The sequence below is a fragment of the Nocardia sp. NPDC003999 genome (genome assembly GCF_053604885.1).
On sequence record NZ_JBSGIB010000006.1, the window covers coordinates 106,629 to 133,183 of the forward strand.

Below are 26,555 nucleotides of genomic sequence, written 5' to 3' on the forward strand. Positions count from 1 at the left end.
GTCGAGGTAGCTGAGCATGGCCATCGAGCTGCCCGGCGCGCTGAAGTACCTCGAGCCGATCGTCGGCATGGAGTGGCCCGAGGGCAACGAGGACCAGATGTGGGCCTTGGGCGGGGACTGGCGGACCGCCGCGTCCGAGTTGCGCTCGGTCATCCCCGACATCGTGGCGGCCAAGAGCGCGTCGATGACCGCCTATCCCTCGGGCGACGGCTACGAGGAGATGGTCAAGGCCTTCGACAGCTTCCTGACATTCGGCGGCGGCAACCCGCAGGACGACCAGACGCTGTCGAAGCTGGCCGACTACTTCAAGGAGATCGGCGACTCCGCTTACGACGTCGGCACCGAGATCGAGTACGGCAAGCTGATGTACTGGTCGTCGCTGGCGTTGCTGGCGGGGGAGCTGGCGGCGTCGTTCGCGTCCGGCCCGTTCAAGCCCGCGGTGGACGCGGCGGCGATCGCGGCCACCCGGATCGCGGTCCGCATCATCGGTCAGCGGTTGGTGCAGGCGGTGATCCAGCGCGTGGGCCGGATCGTGGCGAACCGGTTCGTGAGCTTCCTGCTCCGGCACATCGCGATCGACACGATCCTCGGCACCATGCAGGAACTCGGCGTGCAGGCCTATCAGGTCGAGCAGGGGCACCGCAAGAACATCAACGTCGAACAGGTCGTCGTCACCGCCGTCAGCTCCGCGGCGGGCGGCGCCGCGGCGGGGCCGTTGGGCGAGAAGCTCGGCCACGCGCTGACCCGGCGGTTCGGCCCGGAGTTCAATCCGTTCCTGCACGGCATCATCACCGGGACGACGGCGGGATTGGTCGGCGCGGGAGCGGGTTTCGTCGGCGCGACCGCGACACAGTTCGGCTTCGATGTCGCGACCGACGGGTTGGACCAGGCGCTACAGAACCTGGGGAACACGCCGGTCGACTGGCGGATGTTCACCGCGGGCGCCTCCAACGGCGCGATGACCAGCGTCGCGAAGGTCGGTTCCGCGCACATGTGGAACAAGATGATGCCGACCACGATGAGTCGTCCCGACTTGGGAACCCGCCTGAACAATCTCTTCGCCGACGCGGGCGGGGCGCGGGTGGGCTACCGGCCCGATGGCGCGGGAACGACCGGCGCGGGCGACGGCAGTCTGGCTCCAGGCGCCGGGAACGCTTCCGGTGCGTCGGACACGTCCGGGGCGACGAACGGTGCGGGCGCTCCGCGCGCCGGAATGCCCGCGGCCGGCGGCAATAGTTCATCGAACTCCGGCGGCACGGATACGTCGCGCGCCACCGGTGCGTCCGGGGGAGATCGGGTTTCGAGCGCGGCCTCCGATGGCGCGAGGTCGGAGGGCAACGACGCCGGGCGGAGTGGTGAGTCCGGCACTCCGGCGCAGACCGGTGAGCAGGGCACGTCCGGCGAGCGCGCTTCGTCGGGTGAGCAGTCGTCGTCGGGTGAGCGCGCGTCGTCGGGCGAGCAGTCGTCGGCTGGTGAGCGGTCTACGTCGGGTGAGCAGTCGTCGTCTGGTGAGCGGTCCACATCGGGTGAGCAGTCGTCCGGCGAGCACTCGTCGTCGGGGGAACGGTCCACCGGTGAGCGGTCGGCGTCCGACACCGGCGCGGGGCTCGCCGACGAAGGAAGACAGGACCGCGGCGCCGGAGCCGGTCGGTCCGAAGAGCCGAATATCGCCGCGGGTCAGCATGATAGGGCTACCGAACCGGGGGCCGCCCAGCGCGGCACCGTCGACGGCGTGCAGAACACGGAGACGCGATCGGTATCGGACACGGCGCCGACGGGCGCGACGCCGGCCGTGGGCGCTCCGCTGACCGGCCACCCGGCGTCGCCACACGCCGGACCGAGTATCGCGAGCACGCCGCCGTCCACTGGTGTCGCGCCGGGCGCGACGCACGCGTCTCCTGCTTCGCCGGGATCGAGCGACGCACGGCCCGCGTCGTCCACCGATTCGCGCGCCCAGGCCGCCAACCCGGACAGCAGGGCGGCCGCCGACCGGGGCCGGGCCGGTGTGGCCGATCGCGCCGCCGGTTCCGGTCGCGACGAGGCCGGGGTGCGTGCGGGCAAGGCCGACTCCGAGGCGCCGCGAGCCGAATCCAGGCGGGAGGCGGGCGCGACCCGTCAGGTCGGGGAGACGCGCCAGGACGGCGGGGCGCGCCCGGCCGGAGAGACGCGTCAGGCGAATGCGGATCGACCGGGCGAGGCGTCGCGATCACGCGATACCTCGGAATCCGACGACGGCAGGCGCGATACCGCGGAACCGGTTGTGCTGCCGCTCGCCGGTGACGCAGGTGAGTCCAGACCGGCGCGCCGCCCCGGCGGGGATACCGATGGCCCGGCCCGCCGCCCGGGCGGGGATGCTGATGGCCCGGCCCGCCGCCGGAGTGCGGACACCGATGGCCAGGCTCGCCGGGACACCGACGAGACGACGCGGGACGATCCGGATTCCGATGCGCAACAGGATCATCCGAAGAATCGCGGGGAGTGCGCCAGGCTGTCGCTCGCGGAACTCCAGGAGGCCACCGGTAGCGATACCATCCGGCCGCCGGACGAGCCGGTCGGCGAGCGCGGCATGTCCCTGCGTGAAATCGAGGAGGCCGCGGGCGGGCGTCTCTGGGACTACCCGGACGGCGGGCCGGACGAGTCTCGTCACCAGGGCATCGCCGACGAATTGCTGCGGATGGCGGCGGGGATGGACCCGCGCGATGTCGCCGAAGGCCGTGGACCGCGCGCCCTCGTGGTGGACGAATACACCGGCCCGGTCGACGAGCACGGGGTCGGCGCGCACGCCTACACCTTGACCGTGCGCATGCATCCGGACACCGGCGAGTTCCGCCTCGAGGTGTCCGACCCGGGAGCGGAGAGCCGCAAGGGGTTCCCGCCGGACGTGCCGTCGGACCTCCGCTCGGTATCGGCGATCCTGTTCGACGGTGCGGGAAAGGTGGTGCCGCCGAGCGGTTCCGACCCGCGGGTGCGGCCGGCCGACGATCGGCCGATCTATGGTCCCGAGGGCGAGATCGCGGGTCGGCGCGATGGCGAGACGCCGAAGCAGTTCCGCGCGCGGTTGCGCGCCGAGATGGCCGACATGCACTCCAGGCGCGCCGCCGAGCAAGCGCGGCAGCTGCGTGACCTGATCGACCGAGCCGATGAGGCGGATCTGCCCGAAGGGGTGACGAAACGCTCGCTGCGGATCAAGGCGGGACAGGCCGAATGGCATGCCCGCGAGTTCCGCAAGAACGCCGACACCTGGTGGCGGGTCGCCGGTGGGCGTCCCGCAGACGATGCCCCGATACCGCCGCGTTCGCCGTCGGACCCGGTGTCGGACCCGGTGCGTTCGCGCGATGACTCGAATGCACTTGACCCAGCACGGGTTGTGCCGGGCGACCGTGAACCGGGCGCTGCGGATGAAGCGAATCGGCCATTCGATCCGTCGTCCCCGCCGCGCGTCGGCGACGAGGTGCCGGAACCGGGTGATCGGAAGGTGGCGCCGCTGGACCGCGGCGATACGGAACCGGCGCGCTCGCGTGACGACTCGAATGCGTCCGATCCTGAACGTGTTCCGCCGGGTGACCGTGAACCGGGCGCTGCGGATGAAGCGAATCGGCCGTCTGATCCGTCGTCCCCGCCGCGCGTCGGCGACGAGGTGCCGGAACCGGGTGATCGGAAGGTGGCGCCGCTGGACCGCGGCGATACGGAACCGGCGCGCTCGCGTGACGACTCGAATGCATCCGATCCCGAACGTGTTCCGCCGGGTGACCGTGAACCGGGCGCCGCGGACCAGGCGAATCGGCCGTCTGATCCGGCGACGCCGCCGCGCGTCGGTGACGAGGTGCCGGAACCGGGCGATCGGAAGGGGGCGCCGCTGGACCGCGGCGGTGCGGAGGGCGATGGCGCGCGGCCCACACGCGACCGCACTCCGGCGCTCGACGAGTCGCCCGACTTCCTCGGTGAATCCGACGACGCCGAGCACCGGTCGGAGCACGGCGACGACGATGTGCCCACCGGTATGTACCGCGACGCCGACGGGGTGCTGCACAAGTTCGGTGATCGGCCCGACTCCTACCGGGATCCGGACGGAACGTGGCATCACGAAGACGACGCCGCGGGCACCTACCGCGACGACAGCTTCCGGTTGCACGACGAGCTGACCAAGGAATATCTCAGCGATCCGCTGACGAGCCGCCCCTACCGGTTCATGGCCGATCCCGGCGACAAGCAGCCGTACACCGTGGTCGACGCGAAGATCGCAGCCCAGATCGCGGAAACGGTCACCGAGCGGGCGACGGTGGAGGCACAGCGCAACAAGGCCAATGACGCGGTCAAGCGGCACATGGCGGAGTTCGAGATCAAGAAGATCAGCGATCTGGCCGAGGAGAAGCTCCCCGGGCGCGTGGAGAAACTCGAGATCGAGATTCTCGAATCCGACCTCTCCGACGAGGAGAAGCAGGCGAAGCTGGATCGCCTCGGCGAGATGGAGCGCAACGCCGCGGAGTTCAACCGGCTGGGTCCGTTGCTGGTGAAGGCGTCCAAGACGCTCGGCGAACTGGCGGGCAGGGCGTTCGGGCTCGACTCGGAAGCGCGGCCGGGGGCGATACTGCTGTCGCCGTTCGAGGGCGCGATCGATGGCGCCGATACCGTCGACATAGCGGTACTGGTTCCCGGCGCAGACGGTGGTCCGCCGAAACTGGTGGTGATCGAGGCCAAGGGTGTCCACTGGGACCTTGGCGGTTCGAAAGTAGCTGAAGCGCAACAGGGTTCGCCGGAGTATCTGCGCCGTACGGCCGCGATCGACAAGAACTTGCGGCGGATTCTGACCGAGACGCCCGAGGAGATGGCGGCGCGCGGCGTAGACCCGGACAGCGCTGCGGGGCGGGCGCTGTCGAAGGCGCGTGAGCAACTGCTGGAGGCGCACCGGAACGGGACGCTGGAGGTCGAGTACCACCTGGTGCACGCCACCAAGAATGGCGTTGTCACCTCGCGCGAGTTCAACCTTCATCGGGATGGCGCGCTGGTGCGGGTCGATGTCATCGGCGGCATCGAATCGCCCGCGCTGGCACGAACACCGGCTCGAGCGCCGCTGGCCGACGCCTCGGTACCTGATGCCGACGCTCCGGTACGCGATACCGGCACCTCGGCGCGCGACACCGGCACTCCGGCGCGGGACGCCGACGATTCGTCGGTCCCGCCGCAGGACGGCGACAGCGACGTGGCCGCCGCCCGCGATGCGGAGCTGCTCGGCGTTCCGGGCGAGGACGAATGGTCGCACCTGAGTCCGGAGGAGGTCGGCGAGCGGCTGGAGGAGCACCTGCGCGACGCCATGCGGAACCCCGACTTCGAAGTCTTCGGGTTCGACCTCGACGGTCTGAACCCCGAGGTGGTGCGGGAATACGCCAGGGCAATGGTCGATCTGGTCGATCGGTTCCCGTCCGCCGACCTGCGCAGCATCGGTATCGGCGGGCTGCCGCCCGAGGTGATCGGCATGGCGCAGCCACGGCTGGACGCGTCCGGCCGCATGTTCACCGAATCGATCGTCCTCAGTTACGACCACGCGACCGGTGCGCAGGCCTTCCGGGACCGGATACGGATCGGTGTGGACAACGGCCGGTTCTCCGCGGAAGTTCTGGGCCGTCCGGTCCGTGCCGTCGTGGCGCACGAATACGGGCACGCGCTCGACCACGCGAGTCAGCAGAGCGCACGCCATCGCGCCGAGGAGCACCTGTACGAGCGCTATCTCGACGACGACACCCGCGACCCCGGTCTCGCTTTCGAGGATTGGCTGCACCAGCTGAGCGGCCACAGCTTCGACCTCGACGGCAACCTGCGGCCGGAAGAGGCGCTGCCCGAGGCGTTCGCCGATCACGTGCTCCGTGGCGACGACGAACCGGTCAGCGCGCCCGCCCGAGCGCTGCACGACCTGCTGACCCGGCTGGCCGCCGAGCCGCCGGAGAACAGCGACGCGCCGCTCTCGCTCGACGCCGACCACATCGACCTTCCGAACGACGGTTCGCGAGCGCGTGACCCCGACGACTCGTTCGGTCGCGACGGGGACGTCCTGTTCGAGGGCGACCTGCCGGAGGACGGGACGCCGCTGTATCGCGGCATCCCCCGGTTACTGCCCGACGGGTCGGTGAATCCGTCGTATCGCGAGGCGATTTCGGGACGCGCGGTGCCACGCGGAACCGTGGACTTGTCCGCCGAAGAGCACATCTCCCAGCGCCGCGCCGCCGAGAGCGACACCACGTCGTGGTCGCGTACGCGCAGTGCCGCCGAGGCATTCGCCGACGGCGACGGGGTGATCCTGGAATGGCGCACCGGGGCGCCGCCGGAGGGCGCGTCCTGGAAGTACAAGCCGATCTTCGATCTGCCGGACCAGTTCTCCCAGGTGCTGATCCAGGGGACGCTGCACGACGCGCGCGCGACCAGGTTCGTCGCCGCCGACGCGCATCCCGATCTCGCGGTCGGGGAGCACCCGGAGCAACCGGCGGGCGACCCGGCGCCGCCACGCACGCCGGATGACGAGCCCGCGGCGCATGCCCCCGACACCGAACTGCTCGGCGCACCGACCGATGACGAATGGTCGCGCCTGAGCCCGGCGGAGGTCGGCGAGAAACTACGCGACGACCTGCGCCGGATGACGGACAACCCGCAGTTCGAGGTGTTCGGCTTCGACCGCGACGGTCTCAACCCGGAGGCGGTGCGCGAGATCGCCCGCGCGATGGTCGACCTGCACTCGCGCTTCCCGCAGGTCGACATCCGCCGCATCGGCATCGGCGACCTACCGGACAAGGCGATCGCGGAGGCGCGTTCCGGGTACGAGGACGGGCACCACTACACCGAGTCGATCACGGTGAGCCCGAAATACGTCGCGAGCGCGCGGGACCTGCGGCAGACGATGACCGACCGGGTCGGCGACGGGTTGTACGACCGGGCGGTCCTGCGGCGGCCCGCGTATTCGATCGCCGTGCACGAGTTCGGGCACGCGCTGGAATCCGCGGGTGACAACGCCGCCAGGCGCGGAGCCGAGGACCAGCTGCTCGACCACTACATGGACAACCATCCGGACAACCGGACGATGGACGGTTTCACGGAATGGTTGCGCGACAACCTCAGCGGCTACAGCCTGACGTCCCAGGGGATCGAACCGTCGGAGGCGATGGCCGAGGCGTTGGTCCAGGTGGTCGCCCACGGTCGCGACAACGTGGCCGAGCCGGTCCGGATGCTGTACGACCGGTTGATCGATGCGGTCGAGGGCGATGCGAAGCTGCTCGGTGCGCCGTTCGACGACGAGTGGTCGCGGCTGGGTCCGGCGGAGGTCGGGGAGAAGCTGCGCGACACGATGCGGCGGATCACGGGCAATGCCGAGTTCGAGGTGACGGGCTTCGACCGGGGCGGCCTCAACGGGGAGGTGCTGCGGGAATACGCCCGGTCGATGGTCGAGATGTTCGAGCGGAACCCGCAGGCGAACCTGCGCCGAATCGTCGTCGGCGAGCTGCCGCGCGGCGTCTTCGCCGAAACCGGGCAGTTGATCGACCACGGCACCCGGCGGGTGCACGCGGACGACCTGCTGATCAACGAGCACTATGCCGCGAGCGCGACGGAGTTCCGGAAGGCCGTCGAAGAGAGCGTCGAATCGGGATGGTTGCATTCGAGCGCCACCCGCAGGCCCGTCCATGCGTTGGCGGTCCACGAGTTCGGCCACATCCTCGACATCAGCAGCGGTGGCTACGCCCGGCGCAAGCTCGACGCCGCGTTGCTGAACCACTACATGTCCAAGCGGCTGGGCGAACCGACTACCGAGGGCTACCTGGCGTGGCTGAAGGACAACCTCAGCGGATACAGCTTCGACAAGTCCGGGCAGCTCAACCCGGCGGAGGCGCTGGCCGAGGCGTTCGCCGAAGTGCGGTCGCGCGGCCTGTTCCAGGTGAGCGAACCAACGCGGGTGGCCTACAGCCTGCTGCACGAAGCGGTCGACCGCGGTGGCCGCCGCGGGTGGCTCGGCCGGTTCATGGACGGGCTGCGGCTGGAGCGGTTCATCTCGCGCGATGAGCCGGGCGGGTTCGAACGCGACGCCGTCGAAGCGCCGCAGAACTCCGAGCGACACGCGGTTCGGGCAGACGACCCCCGGGACGGGGAGGAGCCGCGACGCCGAACCGATGCACCGCCCGCCGATCTCACCGAACCCGTCACCGCCGGGAGCGACGAGAACGGCGCGCGTGATCTGGTCCGCCCGGACGAGGCGCAACCCGCAGGCTGGCACCATCGCCCGACCGATGTGGCCGCGGCGGAAGTACGTGAAGTGCTGGTGCGCAGCGAGATCGGCAGGCAAGCGCTCACCCGGCTGCGCGACCTCGGCGCCGCCGTCCGGTTCGAGGAACCCGGCGACGGTCCCGGACAGCCGGACGGGTTCGACGGGCGGACGATGGAAGTGTTCATCGGCACCCGTGGCCGCGACCAGCTGGCGCAGGCGGCGGCGGTCGTGCGGGCGGCGGAGCTGGCCGGTGCGGTCGCCGAGGGCAGATTCGAGGTGAACCCGGCCCGGATCCGCGCGCTGGACCGCGCCGATCACGTCGCCGCGCGGGTGCGGGCGGAGGCCGAAGCGCTCGGCCGCCAAGCCGAATTCCACCGGCAGATGCGCGAGGCCGGTTACGACCCGTACGGCGGGCCGGTGCGCGATGTGATCGATGCCGCGCAGCGCAGCGCGCTGGAATCGGCCTATCTGGATGTCTTCGACCGGGCCGTCGAGCCGGATGGCCTTGTGGACGACCCGGCGCGCCGGGCGATCCGGGATGCGGAGGCCGTTCGGCTGACCGCCCGGCGTGACGCCGCGGCCGCGGCGGTCGACGCGGCGCGGGCGCTGCGTGCGGAGGCGGCTCGCGGCCTGGCGGACGAGGGGCAACTGAGCACTCGCGCCGCACTGGCCGACACCATGGAGCAGTTGCACGGCCGGACGATCCGGATCGACCAGGCGAGCGCCTGGCGGGACCGGTTGTCGGAACTGGAGCGGGCGTCGCTGCGGGTGATCGACCTCGAGGAGGTGCGCAACCGCGCCGACGCGGACCTGCGTCGGGTGCTGGACCTGGATGCCTGGGAACGGCAATCGGATTCGGGCGTGGACAGTGAGCGGCGGCGCGCGGCGGGCGTGGCCGAGTTGCTGGCCGATCCGCGATTCGACGCACCGGAGGATCCACGCAAGGGCGTCAGCGGACGGCACGAGGCGGGCGAGGAGTGGGACGCCGCGCACCGCTCACCCGAGGGGGCGGCGGAACACGCTCTCTCCGATCTCGCCACGGCCCGCGAACTGGATCGGCTCCAGCGGACGGAGGCGGCGGCCAGGCGCGAGCTGGCGCGCGTCGAGGCGCATTGGGATCGCGCGTTCCGGCGGCTGCAGGACGGATTCAACCTTCCCGACGACGAGATCCCGTCCACGCGGCAGGAAAAGTTCGACCTGGTCCGGGAACGGTCCGAGCGTATCGACATCTGGAACGGCACCAACTACGTGCTGCTGCTGGCGGATCTGACCGCGCAGCACACGCGGGCGACCACGGAACATGCCCGCGTACTGGGCGAGATCACCGACATCGTGCGGCGAGACCTGTCAGACCGCGCCGCCCTGGCCGGAGAACCGCCACCCACCGACATCCGGGTGCGTTTCGACGAATCCGGTGACCTGCACGTCCTCCGAGACGCCGCCGACGCGCCCGCGCCGGCCGATCCGCCCCGGCACCGGGTGGGCGAGGGGACGCACCAGCGGACGATCACCGAGCACGCGGCCGCATTGCGGAACGAGGCACTGGTCGAACTCAGCGGCAGTCGACAGGGCAGATGGGCGGCGGCCGTGCTCGAGCGGCTCGGGGTGGACATCCGGTTCAGCGCCGAGTCCGAGGCGAGCATCCGTCGCATGGACAGCGGCCGCTACGGACTGCGGCCGGACGCGGGCTACAACCCGGTCACCAATACCGTCGTGCTGGAATCCGACGCCGGATCTCGGCGGCACGCAGCGGAATTGGTGCGCGCGGCGCGGCTGGCCGAGCAGATGCACGAGGCCGCGGGCGAACCGCTGGCGCGGCTGACCCTTTCCCGCGACGAATACGTCGACCTGATGCTGGACCGGATGGCCGAGGCGTACGCCCTGATGTACGCGGGCAACGCCGACGACACCGGCATGATCGATCCGAACCGGATCGGCGTCGACGACCTGGAACGCGCCTACGGCAAGGCCTACGACGACGCGCTGCGCTACGCCGAGAAGACGTACTGGAAGTCGGGCGTCGTCCGGTCCTTCCCGCTGTACCACCGGGCCGCCTTCCGCGCCGGTGTGCGCGCCGTGCGTGAGCACCTGAACCACCTCGGGCCGCACGTCGACTGGCGCGACTACGGCGATCACTTCGGGGCGGCATGGGACCGGGCGCACGGCATCGCGCCGACCGAACGCGTCGTCGATGCCGACGCGCAGGCGCGCGACAGCCGTGCCAGGGCCGGGGAGCGCGCCACGCATGTCGCGCTGGAGATCGAAAGCCTGCGCATGCTGCGCGATCTGGGCGAATACGTCCCGGTCAGCCCGGCCGAACGCGCGTACACCGAGGCCTACGACAAGGCGTACCCCAAGGCGGAGAAGGCGCATCGCCGCAACCCCGAGGCTCCGCCGCCGGAGCAGGCCGCCCACCGGGCGGGACGCGAGGCGGTACGGCGCTATCTCGACCGGGTCGGCTTGGACCGGGCCGAGATCGCCCTGGACGTCGTCCGCGCGGCGGGCAACGAGGACGAGTCGCGGTGGGGTCATCCACAGGCGCGTGAGGACGGGATCGCGCCGCGCTCCGAAGACCCCGCGACGCGCGAGATCGGGCGCGACGACGACGCCGAACTCGCCCGGCGCGTTCTGGATCAGGAATTCGACGGCGAGCCGCATCCGGAGCGGCTCACCGATCGCGTCGCGCGCTACCCGGCCGATTCCGAGCCGGGGAGGCGGCCGCGCCTGGTGGTCGTCGCCGAACCCGGACAGCACATCGACGCCCTGCGCGAACTGGCGGCGAACCACCCGGAACTCGCCGACGTGCTCTGGGACCGGTCGCACTACCTCGACTACCGCGAGGCGGTGCGCGGGGCAGGCGGCCTGCCGACCATGCACCACATCACCGTCACGGCGGCGGAGGGGCCGTACCGTCACCCCAGCAGGACCGAAGCGCTCACGGAGATGCTGGCGCACTATCTGCGCTACCGGGCGGAGGGCCGCACGCATCTCGGATTCGAGGAGTGGCTGAGACAACTCGGACCCGACGCGTTCTACACCGCCGAAGACGCCGAGAAGGCCCGCGGTACCAGCCGCCAGGGTTTCCACGTGCCGGGCAGGCTGACCGAGGGCTTCCACGAGGCGGGGCACCGCACCGCTGCCGACGCCGATCCGCCGTTGACGCCGCCGCATCCGGCCGAGGTAGCGCACCGGTTGTACACCCGCCGGATAGCGCTGCCCAGCGACTCGGGAATACCACGCCCGTCGCATCACGAACTGGAAATCTTCCGAGTCGGGTCGACGGTGCTGAGCATCCACCTGGAACCCGATGGCAACGGTGGCTGGCGGGTGCCCGCTCCGCTGTCGAACCGATCGGAATCCGATGTCCTGTCCACGCATCTGCAGGGCCTGTCCGCGCCCGACCGGAAGAAGCTGGTCGCGCGGATCATCGAGCTGCTCGGCGACGGCTCCACCGACTTGGCGGATCGCGCCGCGCCGCGCAGCAGGTTCGGCCGCTTCATCGATCGGTTGACGCCGGGCAGGGCGAGCACGCCGGAAGGCGAACAGCCGCACCGCGTCGAGCGGTCCGGGAATGACGATCCGCACGTCGATCGGGACCGCGTGGCGGACGAGTCCCCGCGCGGTTCCCATCCGCCCGAGGACATCGCGGCGGACGTGCCCGATACGGAGGTGCTCGGCGCCGCGACCGCGGACGAGTGGTCGCAGCTGAGTCCGCACGAGGTCGGCGAGCTGTTGCGGGACCGGCTGCGCGAGGCCACGGGCAACCCAGGGTTCGAGGTGTTCGGCTTCGACCGGCCGGGCCTGAACCCCGAGGTGGTGCGCGAATACGCCAGGGCCGTGGTCGAAATGCACCAGCGGTTCCCGCACGTCGACCTGCGCGGCGTCGGCATCGGCGAGTTGAAGCGGGGCGAGCTCGGGTGGGCCGACGGCCAGATCGACGACGTCACCAAAAAGGTCTTCACCAGGGCGATCGTCCTCAGTCACGAGCATGCCACGAGCGCGCGCGACTTCCGTGCGGCGGTGCACAACGCCGTAGGCAACGACCAACTGAAGCCGATGATGTTGCGGCGGCCCGTCTTCGCCGTCGCGGTGCACGAATACGGTCACGTGCTCGACCACGCCGGTGGTCTCGCCGCGCGGATGCGGGCGGAGCGCCATCTGCTCGAGCTGGCCGCCGCGGACCCCGACGGTGATTTCGGCGAGTGGCTGCGGGAACTCAGCGGGTACAGCCTCGACGAGGACGGCCTGCTCGACGATCACGAGGCGGTGGCCGAAGCTTTCGCCGAAGTCGTGCTGCGCGACCACTTCGGCGATCTCGGCCCGGCGAGCAAACCCATACGCGCGCTGCACGATCTGTTGCTGCACCACGCGGAGCAGGGCGGAATCGGCCGTGCCGTCGACGCGCCGACGAACGACCGCCTGGTTCTCGACACCCACGACGACCAGGTCCGCGCCCTGCTCCGGCAGACCGACTACGGCAAACAGATTCTGGCGAGCTTGGACAGCGGCCCGATCCGCACCGGCTACGAAGACACCGCGCCGGACGGGCGGACCGGCGAGTTCCGGCGTCGCGAACTGTCGGCGCTGGCGTTCACCGCGGGCAATTCGCACGTGCGCCAGGCGCTGGCTCTGGCGCACGAATCGCTGCACGCGCAACGTCATCTCCAGCGCACCACGGCGAACACACCCGAGCGCATCCGCGCGATGTCGCGCGATGAATTCGTCGACGCGATGGTCGACGAGGAAGCCGCCGCCAGCGGCAGGCACTTCCGGCTCGCGGCCGAACTGCGCGCGCTCGGCTACGAGATCGCCGAACATCCGCTCGAAGAGCACTACCGGGAAGCGTTCGACCGGGAGCTGTCCCGGCGGCGCTGGGACAACGCGGGAACCCGCACCGAGGCGCACGATCTCGGCGTCGCGGCGCTGCGCGAGCCGCTGCGCCGGACGGAATGGAACAACGGGCGCAACTACGCCGACTACTACGGAAACATCTGGGACGAGGCCAATGTCGGCCGCGACGGCGCGGCGGAGGCGGGCAGGCACCATCCGTTCTCGCCGACCACCGCGGACGAACTATGGCACGGCGCGCTGACCCGCCAGGACGCCAGGCTGCGGGCACGGGAGGCCGCCGCGGAATTCGCCCGCCGGGCGGAGGCGCTCTTCGGCACCCGCGACGTCGCCCGATCGACGATCGATCGGGCGCTGCGGGAGGCGCAGGACGCGGCCACCCGGTCGGACCACGATGCCGAATCGCTGCGCAGGCAGCACGATCTGCGTGTGCTGAGCGACGCGGCGGATCTGCGGGACCAGGCCGGGACCCGGCTCGAGGGGCAACAGCACAGTCTCGCCGCATCGGCCGCGCGGGGCGTGCTCGGCGCGGCCATCCGCGGTGAGCCGGGCGCCCGGGTGCTCACCGATCACGTCGCTCATGTGCCGGGTGAGCCGGACCGGCTGGTGATCGCCGCGGAAGCCGGTGACCACGAGCGGGTCATGCGGGAAGCCGAGCGCGACCCGTTCGCGGCCGCGCTGCTCGGCCGCGACGATGTCGACCGCCGGTTCCTCGAAGTGGAGATCGACGACTTCGGCCGCGTGCGCGTCCGATCCGTCGACGAGCCAGGGCCGATCGCGCCGAGCGACCCGGTCGGTGCGGTCACGCCGCGCGATCTCGCCGGGACCGCGGCAGCGGAGCGGACCGCCCGTCTCCGTGCGGAACTGGCCCGGACCGAGATCGGCAGGCAGATCGATCGGGCGCTGACCGAGCACAAGGTGCGGGTCGAGTACGAATCGGACGCGCCGGATCGCTACTACCCCGCGCAACGGCGATTGGTCCTCGATCCCGGCCTGACCGACACCCAGCAGATACTCGCCCTGGTGCGCGGCGGCACGCTCGCCGATCTGACCCACGCGCCGGACATGCCCGACGCCGCCCGGCTCCGGACGCAGTCGTCGCGCCGCGCGTACGTCGGCGCGATGCTCGACCTGGAGACGGCCGCGCGCATCATGCAATTCGCGGCGATCGGCGAACTGCGCGCGGCGCGGCACGAGATCCCCGAGACCGAACTCGAGCGGGTGTACACCGAGGCGTACGACGCCGCGCACGCGGCCGCGCGGGCGGCGGAGCCGAACGCCTGGCCCGAGGATCTGCAGGACAAGGCGCGCGAGGCCGCGTTCGAGGCGCTGCGCCCGCTGATGGACGCCGAGACCGTCGGCCCGGATCGGACCCACGCCGATTTCTACGGCGACGCCTGGGACGCCGCGCACGGCACCCGCTCGTTCGACCAGGTCGTGGCGGATGCGCTGGCTTCCGGCGAGATCGGCGCGACGATACTGCGCGAGGGCGATTCGGCGCACAGCGCCCGGAGCGTCGAGTTGGTCCGGTTCGCCAACGGCACCGAACTGATCCGCAAGATCGTCGTCAATCCGCGGCACGCCGTCGCCGAGGTACTCACCGGGGCGCTCGGCCGGGCCGTCGACGCCCCCGTGCCCGAGTCGGTACTGCACGAGCCCAACGTCGTCTACCAGCAGGTGATGCCAGGTGAACCGGCCGGGGACCGGCACCGCGATTTCACCGATCCGCACGAACTCGGCTACGCCGATTCGATTCCCGGCCGCGCCCTCGGCCTGCTCGACACCGTGGTCCGGCCCCCGGACCGGGATCGTTTCGGCTGGCTCGCCGGGCCGGACCGGCAGCTCGCGGGCATCGACCACAGCCGCGCCTTCGAGAACAGCGCCGAGGCCCGCGACGCGGTGAGCCCGTTCGCCGAAGGATTCCTCGCCCGCGACGCCGACGGAAGCGTCCGCTACCGCGACAACGAGCTGACCCGCGAGGCCGTCGACATCCTCATCGAACGGGTCGCCGCGCTGCGGCCGCAGTTCGAGCGCTACGGCCGCACCGACTGGCACGACCTGGCCATGGAGCGGCTGGCGCGGGTACGCGAGCACGCGCGCGACATCGCCCCTGTGCCGCCGCCCGACGCCATCACGCCGGTCGGCGACGACCATACCGTGGTCCGCGAATACGACCGACGCAACACCTGGTTCTACCCCAACGGCAAAGGCGGCATCCACGTCACCGTCGACACCGAGGGGGTGCTGCGCGTCCATATACAGCCCGCCACCAGAGCGGCCGACGGCGCGGGCCTTTTCCGCAGCGCGATGTCCGAATTCGGGCACCTGGTGACCGAGATCCGGGGCGAATGGCACCGGGACGGTGGTCCGGGCCACGACCCGGACCTCTACCGGACGCCCGAGGAAACGATGCGCGACTCCCTCCTCGGCGAGCTGGCGGCCGAGCACGGCTTCACCGAAATACGTGTCGAAGCAGGCGATCCCGCGCCGACAGTGCGTTTCAGCGAGCCGGAGTTCGCCGACGCGGACACGCACTCGACGCCGGACGCCACCGGATCGCGCGAGCGGGTCGACGACAACCAGCGGGAACCGGCGGCGGACGACGCGGCCGACCAGCCGGAGCGCGCCGACAGCGAAGTCCGCGCCGACGACCTGTGGCAGCTGAGCCGGGTCGACGCCGAATCGGCCCAAGTGTGGCAGGTGCTCGAACAGTCCGCCGTCGGTCGCGAGGCGGCGGAACTGCTCCGCGCGGAGGGCGCCCGAGTGCGGTTCGCCGACCTCGGCGACGAGATCGGCGCGGCCGACGTCTTCGACCGCCGCACCATGGACATCCGGATCGACACCCATGACCGCGGACAGGTGGAGCTGGCCGGCGAACTCGTGCGTGTGGCCGCGCTGACCGAGGCGATCCGGGCAAGGCAGGTGGAGGTCACGCCGTCCCGGATCCGGGGCATGTCACGGGAGGACTACGTAACGGCGCAATTGCGCGCCGATGCCGTCGCGACCGGCAGGCAGGCGGAATTCCTGCGCGAACTGGAGAACGCCGGGTATCCCGGCCGGCCCACCGCGCTGGCGCCGGTCGAGGTCGAGTACCAGCGCGCGGTACGCAGGCAGTACCTCGAGGCCTACGACGCGGCCGTGGCCCGGGCGCAAGAGGCCGACCCGGCGATGGATGCCGGCCGGTTGCGCGAACGGGGACGAGAGGCGGGCGTCGAGGCGCTGCTCGCCGGTGACCTGTTCGACCCGCCGTGGTCCGCCGAGGAGCGCGCCAGTGCCCGCAGCACGCACGGCCGGGACTGGGACGCCGCCCAGCACCACGAGCGCTCGGCCGCCGAATACCGGCCCGCGACAGCGGAGGCCGCGCGCGAGACTCAGGACCTCGTGCGCAGGCACGCGGCTCACACCAGGGAGATCGGCCGCATCGACGCGATGCGGGATGAACTGGTACGCAAACTCGACGACGACCAGCTGGCTACGTTCGACGCTCAGGTGCGGGTGCTCAGCGAACTCGCCGCCGATCGCGGGCGCGCGGTCGCGGCGCGGGACGACGTCGCCCTCGAACTCGCGGCGCGAGTCGGGCACGACCTGATGGACCGGCAGGTTCGCGAGGCCGGTGGCAGCTGGCTCACCGACCGGGTGGCGTGGCTGCCCGGACGGCCGCCGAAGGTGTTCGTCGCGGAGACCGGTGACCGGTTCACCAGGGTGACCGGCGACGAGGCGCCCGACACGTCACTGCGGCACACCCTGGTGGTGGAGGATGTCGTCGCCGACCGGGTGTGGGTGGACGTCGACGACTCCGGCGCGGTGCGGTTGCGGCACGAGCAGACCGATCCTTCCGCGGTCCGGTCCGGGGACGACGGCCACTGGATGCGCGAGCGGACGCCGAATCCGCCCGACGATGTCGCTCGACCGGAGCGGCCCGCGGCCGAGGAGCCGGTACCGGCCGACCACCTGGCCGACCGGCTCGACCGCGTGATGCGCGAGCTGGACGGCGACAACCTGCGCGTCTACCAGAACATGCGCGGCGAGCGGGTGCGCGGCGACGGCAATTCCGTCGGCCGGTGGGCCATGAGCACCGTCGACCGGCTCGGCGTCGATATCCGGTTCACGTTCGACGACCCACCGGCCGCGCGTGACGGCAGGCAGCAGCTGCGGTCCGACAGCGGCTACGTGCCGTCGGCCGACAGCATTGTGCTGCACTCGAATTCGTCGGCGCTCGAGCTCGCCGAAGCGTGGGTGCACGCCGCCGCCATGGCCGAGCAGACGCGGGTGGGCGACGGTCCGCTGGAACGGCTCACGCTGTCGCGTGACGAGTACGTCGGCACGATGCTCGACCGCCAGGCCGAGGCGCACGCCAGGGCCTTCGAGTTCGCCCGGGTCCGCGAGGAACGCGCGAAGTACCAGAGCGAGCGGGAACGCACCCCGGACGAACCGCGCACCGTCGAACACGACGACCGACTGCGCGAGACGTTCGACGAGGCACGCAAGAAGGCACGCAAGATCGCCGCACGCGCGTATCGCGACAACTCGTCGGTCCGGCCATCGATGCTCGACGCGGCGGCCTACCGGGCGGCGGTGCGCGAGGTGCGCGCCGCGCTGGTCGAACGCGGGCCGCTGATCGACGGCGTCGACTACGCCACGCACTACGCCGCGGAATGGGACCGGGCCAACGGATTCACCGCCGCCGACCTCGACCACGCGCCCAGCCCGCACAAGGCGGACTCGCCCGAACTTCGGCGGATGCGCACCGGTGACTTCGCTGTCGAGATCGAAACCCTGCGCGTGCTGCGGGAATCGGGACGCTTCGTGCCCGTCGGCCCCGCCGAGACCGCCTACACGCAGGCCTACGATCGGGCCTACCGGAAGGCGTCGCACGCCGACGACGGCGTGCCGCCCGAGCGTCGCGCGCTGGACGCCGGGCTGACGGCGCTGCGCAAGTACGTCGACAAGGTGGGGCTGCCCGAGGCCGAGATCACGATGGAAGTCGCCCGTTCCGCCGCGGACAACCACGGCCGCTACCAGCCGTGGCCGATGGCCGATGATGCGGCGGAGCCGGCGCGGCACGCTCCCGTCGAGGCCGACGACTCGGCGGTGGCGCGGCGCACGGTCAACGCCCTGCTCGACCGGGATCCCGCCGGTGTCCGCCTGACCGAACGCATCGCGCTGTTCACCGGTGAGCGGGGTGTGCACCGCCTGGTCATCGTGGCGCAGCCCGGCGGGCATATCGACGCGTTGCGTGAACTGGCGGTGCGGAATTCGGCATATGCCGAGGTGTTGTGGAGCGGAACGCATCGCCTCGACTACCTCGCCGTCTCGCCGGACGACGGTGGCACCCGCTGGCTGCCCGCGGGGGTGGCGGAGGGGCCGTATCGCGCGCCCGACCGCTACGAGACGATGCAACAGTTCTTGGCGCACTATCTGCGCTATCGCGAGGCAGGCCGCACCGGTCTCGGCTTCGAGGCGTGGCTGCGTCAGCTCGGTCCGGAAATGTTCCACACCAAGCAGGATCAGCGGGAAGCGGACGCACACGAAGCCTACGAGGGCCGCCAGAACAAGGGCTCGCTGCGCCACGACGCGCTGACGAACTTCCGTACGGAACCGGAGGTCGGCGAACCGCATCCGGCGGTGGTGGCCCACCGGCTGGCCACCAGGCAGGTGCCGCTGCCCGAGCCGGGGAGCGGACCGGGCGTGTCGTGGCCGCGGACCACGGTGGGCAGCATCGAGATCGCCGATTACTCGTTCGGCATCGTGCTGGAGGCCGATGGCAACGGCGGGTGGCGCGTGCCGGCCCCGACCGGCGACGGTGGTTTGGACGACGCCTTCGGCAGGCTCTTCCACGGCATGTCCGACGGCAGTGTCAAGAAGCTGGTCAAGCGGATCTCCCGGTTGCTCGGCGACGGCGGGTCCGATCTGGTCCGGCGCGAACCAAGGGGAGCGCTGCGGCGCATGGCCGATCGGCTGTCCTTCGGATCGCGCGACGACGCCCCGCGCTCGATCGACGCGGGCCAGACCGAGCACAACCCGCCGCAATTCGACCGGCCGCGCACCCCCGACCCGGATCAGGCCCGCCGCGCCGAGGCCGACCGGCGGCAGGCGGTGCTGGACCGGCTTGCCGCGCAGAAGCACGACGCGGTGCGCGAACGCGACGCCGCACGCGCGGCGAAGGATCCGGAACGGCTCGCAAGGGCCGAGGAGCGCGTGGAGCGCCTGGACCGGGCGATGGCGACCGCCCTGGAACGCGACGCGTTGCTGCGCGCGGATGCCCGGCCGGTCACCGATCGCGTGGGCATCCTCGCGGGCGAGCCTCCGATGGTGCTGGTGGTGAATCTCGGCGGGACGGATCCGGCTCACGCGCTGGCCGATGCGGCCGCAGGGCATCCGGAGGTGGCGGACGCTTTGGCTCGAGGCGCACGGCCGCGCGAGCTGCGGGTCGACCCCGACGGCACCATCCGGGTCATGCCGATCGCCCCGCGCGCGGATGCGGCCGCAGGCGGAGAGTCGCGGCACACCGCGGCCGGGCGGCGATCCGATGACCCAGCCGAGCCGGGTGAATCCGGAACCGCGAAACCCGGTTTCGGCGAAAATGGATCCGATTCCGCGAAGCTCGGCGATGGCGATGCCGAGACCGTGCGGCTCGGCTCCGGCGAGGGTGACGCCGATGTGAAGTCCGGCTCGGGCGAGGGTGAAGTCGATTCTGTGAAGCCCGGCCCGGGCGATGGCGATGCTGATTCCGTGAAGCCCGGCTCCGGCGAGGGTGAAGTCGATTCTGTGAAGCCCGGCCCGGGCGATGGCGATGCTGATTCCGTGAAGCCCGGCTCCGGCGAGGGTGAAGTCGATTCCGTGAAGTCCGGCTCCGGCGACGGCGATGCCAATCCCGCGAAGCCCGCTTCGGGCGATGGCGGTGCCGAAAAGCCGCCGACCACACCGCGCTCCGCGGACGACCCCGGCGACGAGCCCGGCTCGCCCTCCGACTGGTACTTCCGGATGCGGATCGAGCAGGCCGACTGGGAGGCGGACATGGCCGCCGACCACGCCGCCTGGTTGCGCGAGCAGGCCGACGCGAACCCGGACGACCGCTGGGCACGGTTACGCGCCGAACAGGCGGAATGGAACGCCCGCATGGCCGCCGACCGCGCGGCCTGGTTGCGACTGGAGCAGGCGGAGAACGAGAGCTGGTCCGCCACGCTCGAAGCGGACCGGATGCGGCGCATCGCCGACGCCGATCCGGACGACCCATGGGCGGAACTCCGCGCGCAACAAGCGGAATGGAACGCCCGGATGGCGGAGGACCGGGCGCAGTGGTTGCGCAGGCTCTACGCGCCGATCGGGAGCGAACCACGCGCCGATTCGGCCACGCCGGACTCGGCGGCTTCGGCACGGACCGACTCCGCGCCGTCGTCCGCCGCCACTCCGGAGACGGACACACCCCCGCTCGGCGCGGACGGGTCGCGGACCGGTGGCGCCGATGACGACCCGCGCGCTCGGATGTCACCCGAGACGCGGACGGAATACGACCGGCTCGCAACCGAACTCGAGCAGGCGCAGGCCCGGCGCGACGAACTGCGCTCGCGGCGCGACGAACTGGCGGGACGGCTGCCGATCGATGACGCCGACGACTGGGCGGCCCTGCGACCCGGACCGGACGGCCTGGACCGGACGCTGGAGGAGCTGCGCGGACGGACCATGCCGGTCAGCGAGATGCCGAAACGTCTCGCCCGGATCGACGAACTGGAACAGACCGCGCGGCACTTCGCCGACGCCGACGTGGAAACCGCTCGCCTGGGAGCGCAACTCGCGGATCTCGAACTGTCCACCACTCCGGTGGGCGAATACGACCGGCTCGTCCAGCAGCGCCAGGCCCTGACCCGTGAACGCGAGTTCTGGCGGGCCAAACGTGAGGACCGCGCCGCCCGCTGCGAATCCTGGGGTGACAGCGTCGTTCTGGACGAGTCGGCGTTGCGCGGGGATCAGCTGGAGACCACCGTGTTGCGGCTGTACGACGCCGCGAACGTCAGGACGGTCGACGACGGCGGCGGCCCCGACGACGCGCCGCACACCGACCGGGTCGCGCCGGAGCCGCTGGAACTCGAGCATCGCAGGCGGACGATCGAGAAACTCGCCGCGGCCGCCGAGCAGGTCAACCAGCTCGACGAGCGGATCCAGCAGGTGGACCGTCGAATCGATGAGTTGCGCAGGGCAGGCGTCGGAGCGCAGCGGTCCCGGCCGCAGGACGTGATCGACGCGCTGGAAGGGCTGGCCCAACAGCGGGCCGACGCGCTGCGCGAGGTCAAGCCGCTGCGGCACGAGCGCGACGACCTGGCGGCGCGCCTGGGCCTGCTGGATCCCGAAGGCCGAGTCGATCAGGCGGCCTGCGAGCCGGAGCGGCTGGACCGGACCGTGGCCGACCTGCGCGCGGCGGTCCGGGACGGGCTCGCCGACGGCACGCTCTCCGAGGCGGAGGCCGACGCGCGCCGCCGGGACATCGACGCGCTCGATGCCGTCGCACGCGAGGTGAACGACGCGCACAACGCGATCGGCCGCATCCAGGACGACATGGCCAGGGTTGCGGGCGCGTATCGGGATTTCATCGAACGCATCGGCGGCCGGATGGTGACCGACCGGGTCGGCATCATCGACGGCGAGCGCCCGCGCATCATCGTGTTCGGTGCCCGGCCCGACCCGTCCGCCCCGCGCGCCGATCACGACGCCGCTCTGGCCGACGCCCTGCGCCGCAGTTCCGATGTGGCACAGGCGATCGTGGGCCCGGAGACCACGGTCGACTACCGTCACGTGCTCGCCGACCGCGAAGACAACGTGCGGACGCAGGACATGGACCCGCCCGAGATCGAACGGTTGAGCACCGGGTGGATCGGCGGTCGCCGCCTGGACATCACCTCGTGGCGCGACGCCGACGGCGTCTGGCACCGCGTCGATCCGACCCGTCCGGACTGGGAATTCGGGCGCGATCGCAGCGAACCGCCGAAGAAGTACTCGCGGAAGGAACTGCCGGACGGTGTCAGCGGGTGGGCGATGGAGGACGTCGTCAACGACATCACCCTGCCGACCGACGACGTCCCGCCGGGCATGATCCCGGAGAGCACCCTTCCGCTGCACATGCCGCAGGCGCCTTCGCGGTACGACACCTCGGGCGTCGACGAGCACGACGTGTACACCCAGCACTGGGGCGGCGATTCGTACAACGTGGTGCGCCTGCTGCTGATGGCGGCGCAGGTGCCCAAGCATCCGGCGGTGAAGGCGTGGATCCAGCGTCATCCGGAGATCGGCGAGTGGGTGCAGGCGCGGCCGTGGCTGCGACATGTGCCGCCGTTCGGCACGGTGTTCCGCAACTACGAATGGTTCGCCCCGCCGCAGCGCAACATCCAGCCGATGCACCGGCCGTGGAATGCGGCCGACCATGTGCCGCCGGGCGACCGGGTCGACATCCCGGAGGGCCTGCGGCGCGAGTGGGACCGTGACGTCGCTGCCTGGCAGCGGGTCCAGGACTGGGCGGACGGGGAATACGAGCGCTTCCTCGCCGACGACACCGACATCGACCGGATCGCCGACGGCCTGGACCGGCATCGGCGCGCCGAGCAGGAAACCCGGGCGCGCGAGGTGGTGGACGCCGTCGCACGGCTGGTCCGGCGGCAGCCGGGTATCGATCCGCTCGGCGACGTCGACGCGCAACTCGGGCGCATCCACGACGAGATCGACCGGATGGCGGCCGACCTCGCGGACCGGTTCGCCGCCGAAGACCCCGACGCGATTCGCGACACTGTGGAGGACATCCGCGAACTGGTGGCGGGCGGTGGCGATCCCGACGACATCGCCACCGCGCTCGCCGAGCACATGCGCGACGACGTTCCCGTGTTCACCCGCGAGGAACTGGCGCGCATCAAGGACCACCTGATGGTCGAGGAGCATCGAGTACGCGAACACAGCGATCCGGCCGGCCGGTACACCGACGAGAAGATGGACCGCCTCGCCGATGTAGCGGAGGCGTGGCAGCGACTGATCGACGGCGTCCCGCTGTCACAAGACTTCGTGCTGCTCGACGACATGCTGGCCGAAGCGCGATTCCTGGATGAAAATCCGCTTTCGACCTGGCAGCAGGCCAACGCGCACGCGATCACGCTCGGCTATCACTGGGACGCCGACCGCCCGCCGTTGACCGATTGGCGCGCGGGCATCCCGTACGCTCCCGCTCCGCTTGCACCGGACCCGGGCTACCTGCCGCCCGCATCGGGTGCGACGCCGTCGCGGCCCCACGGCCCGACCGATGGCCCCGGCGAAGGACCCCGCGGCGGCGATCGCCGCCCGCCCGCCGGAGAGGAGCCGTCGCGCCCACGCGAGGAGGACGAATCCTCGGCGCCGAACGCCGACGGCGGTGCGCAGAAGCCCCCGGAGGATCCACCCGCACCCGCGCGTCCGGACGAGCCCGACGAGCCCGACGACTCGGGTGACGGTGGGCAGGGTGTGCCGCGGACCGATCGTCTCGAGGACGAACCGGATGCGGCGTCGCCACGCACCGCTCGTCCGGACGAGTCCGATGATTCGGGTGACGGTGGGCAGGGTGTGCCGCGGACCGACCGTCCTGAGCGCGAACCGGATGCGGCGGAGGCGTCGCGCACCACGCGTCTGGGCGCGTCCGATGATTCGGGTGACGGTGAGCTAGCCGTGCCGTCGACCGACCGTCCCGGGAGCGAGCCGGATGCGGCGTCGCCGCGCACCGTGCGTCCGGATGAGTCCGGTGAAAGTGCGTCGGACGACCCGCGGAACGCCGCGCCGCACTCCCCATCCGTCACCGCGCGCGACGATGCGCACCGAGCGCTCGCCGACCTCGACGAGCTGCACCGCCGAATCGACCAGCAGCTCGACGACCTGTTGCGCCGCGCGAGTACGGATCTGGACCGGATCGAGCAGCGCGCTCTCGACCGCCTGGCCGACATCGAAGCCGAGATCGCCGCACGGTTCGACGAGCTGTCCGCTCGGCCCGACCAGGGCGTCCCGGCCGCAGCCGAGGTCCCGCCGCTCGCGGCGCCCACGGCCCGCCCGGGCGCGGAGAACTCGGCCGAGGCGGCGCTGGAGCGCATCCGCGCGGAGTTCGACGACGCGGCCCGGCGCACCGACGAACGATTCGACGAGCTGCTTCGCGACACCTTCGCCCAGCTCGACGGGATCGCGACGGACCTCGATCAGCACTTCGACGCCGCCGTCGCCCGGCTCGACCGGCTCGCAGGCGGGCCGGACGACGCGGCACACCCGTCTCCGGAGGCCCAGACGCTGGACGAGTTGCATGCTCGCCTGCTGGACGAACTGGACGAGATCCACCGCCGCGCCATGGACCGCCTCGACGCACTCGAACGCGAGCTCGACGGATTCCCCTCGGGCACAGAGCCAACGCCACCGCCCGCGCCGGGGGAACCAGTGGCGGGAACTACGCGCGTGGGCGATCCGGCTCCGGATGACGGCGACCGGTCTCCCAGGAGACCCGTCGCGGGAAGTGCGCGCGTCGGCGACCCGGCTTCACCCGGAGAAGCTCGGGAAACCAGAGGGCCTGTCGCGGGGAAAACACGAGCCGACGACCTGGGTGCGACTGGCGGCGAAAGGCATACGGGTGTTGACGCCGAGCATCTGTCGGCTGAGCGTGATGCGGCGGCACAGGAGTTGGCGGATGCGCGGGCCGACCTCGCGCACGCTCGCCGTGGGTTGCCGGTGAACGAGGAGGATCTGACGCGGGATGCGTTGGACGATGCGCTCGAAGCCCTGGGTGGCCGCACGATGCGGGTGGATGAGCAGGGCCCGTGGCAGGAGCGGGTTGCACGGCTCGAGGATGCGGCGCGGCGGGTGTTCGACGCGGAGGACGCGTTCGCGCGGGTGGACGACGCTCGCGACGAGGACGGCCAGGTGGCCCGTCCGATATCGGACAACCCCGGCGAAGAATCTGCTTCGCGTGGAGCGGACACCGTGGCCGGGGAATCGGTACGTGTCGACGCCGAACCGAGCCGCCCGACCGCCCGGCGTGATGCGGCGGAGCGGGAGTTGGCGGACGCGCGGGCCGACCTGGCGGATGCTCGCCGTGGGTTGCCGGTGAACGAGGAGGATCTGACGCGGGATGCGTTGGACGATGCGCTCGAAGCCTTGCGTGGCCGCACATCGCGGGTGGACGAGCAGGGGCCGTGGCACGAGCGGATTGCGGAGTTGGAGCGTGCCGCGCGGCGCGTGTTCGACGCCGAGGACGAATTGGCGCGGGCCGAATACGCTCGTGCACAAGCGGCTCGGGCTGCTGACACCGAATCGCCATCGGAAGATCCAGGCGCAGAGCCGGTTACACGTGAGGTCGAGGCCGAAGAACCGGTGCGTGCCGACGCCGACCAGGATCGCCCGGTCGCTGTGCTGCCTGACACCGCCGAACCGCGGGCGGAGGCCGCAGGTGCGGATGGTGAGCCGCCATCCGGGCCGCCGCCCACGAATGCCGAGCCACCGGCCGATGGCCGTCCGGATGGTGCTCGTCGCACCGGCAATCCCGTTCATGACGTGCTCGAATTCCTTCGCCAACAGCGCGATTGGACCGATCAGCGCGATGCCGACCCGCTCACCGATGCCGAGGCCGAGCACGTTCGCCTGCTCGCCGAGGCATTGGGTCTCGACGAGAGATTCGCCGCGCTGCGCGATCCGCTGGCCGCTCTGGCCGAACTCGCCGAAATCGCCAGGGCGCGAGGCTTCCTCGACGAAGCCGACGGCCCGCGCATGCGCTACCCGGACGATTTCGAGCCGCTCACCAGCGCGGAACGCTACGGAGACGAGCAGTTCTGGCTCGCCGAGGCGCCCGACGACGGCCTGCGCGACGTACAGGACGACTTGCGCCGCGCGGGCCTGCCGATCGAGCAACCGCGACCACCGCGACTGCCCGCGGCTGCCACGAGCCCGGATGCCCTGCCACCTGCCGACCCAGGCCGCACGGTCGCCGACTCGGAACGCCTGGCCGCGCAACGGGACGCGGCGGTCCGCGAATTGGCCGACGCGCGCGCCGGTCTCGCGGATGCGCGGCATGGTCTTCCGGTCGATGACGAGGATCTGACACGGGACGCATTGGATGACGCGCTCGACGGCATGCGCGGCCGCACGTTGCGTGTGGATGAGCAGCAACCATGGCAGGACCGGGTCACGCGACTCGAGGATGCGGCTCGGCGCGTGTTCGATGCCGAGGACGGGCTCGCGCGGGCCGAAGACGCAGCACGCGAAGCCGATCCCGCGGCCGAAATTCGTCCAGAGGCCGACACCGAGCGCCTGACCGCGCAGCGGGATGCGGCGGCGCGGGAGCTGGCCGACGCACGGGCCGATCTCGCCGATGCTCGCCGTGGCTTGCCGGTGAACGACGAGGATCTCACCCCGGCTGCGTTGGACGATGCGCTCGAAGCCTTGCGTGGGCGCACATCGCGTGTCGACGATCAGGGACCGTGGC

1 protein-coding gene (only partly in view) is annotated in these 26,555 nt (G+C 71.4%); it reads left to right on the forward strand.

The window, feature by feature from the left end; genetic code table 11:
- The first annotated feature begins 16 nt into the window (after nucleotides 1–16).
- A protein-coding gene (locus ACWESM_RS15385; RefSeq protein ID WP_452492248.1) for a WXG100-like domain-containing protein crosses the window boundary here: on the forward strand, nucleotides 17–26,555 show its 5' portion. The gene runs 6,497 nt beyond the window's last position; 26,539 of the gene's 33,036 nt are visible here — the first part of the coding sequence; it begins with the start codon at nucleotides 17–19; the stop codon falls past the right edge of the window.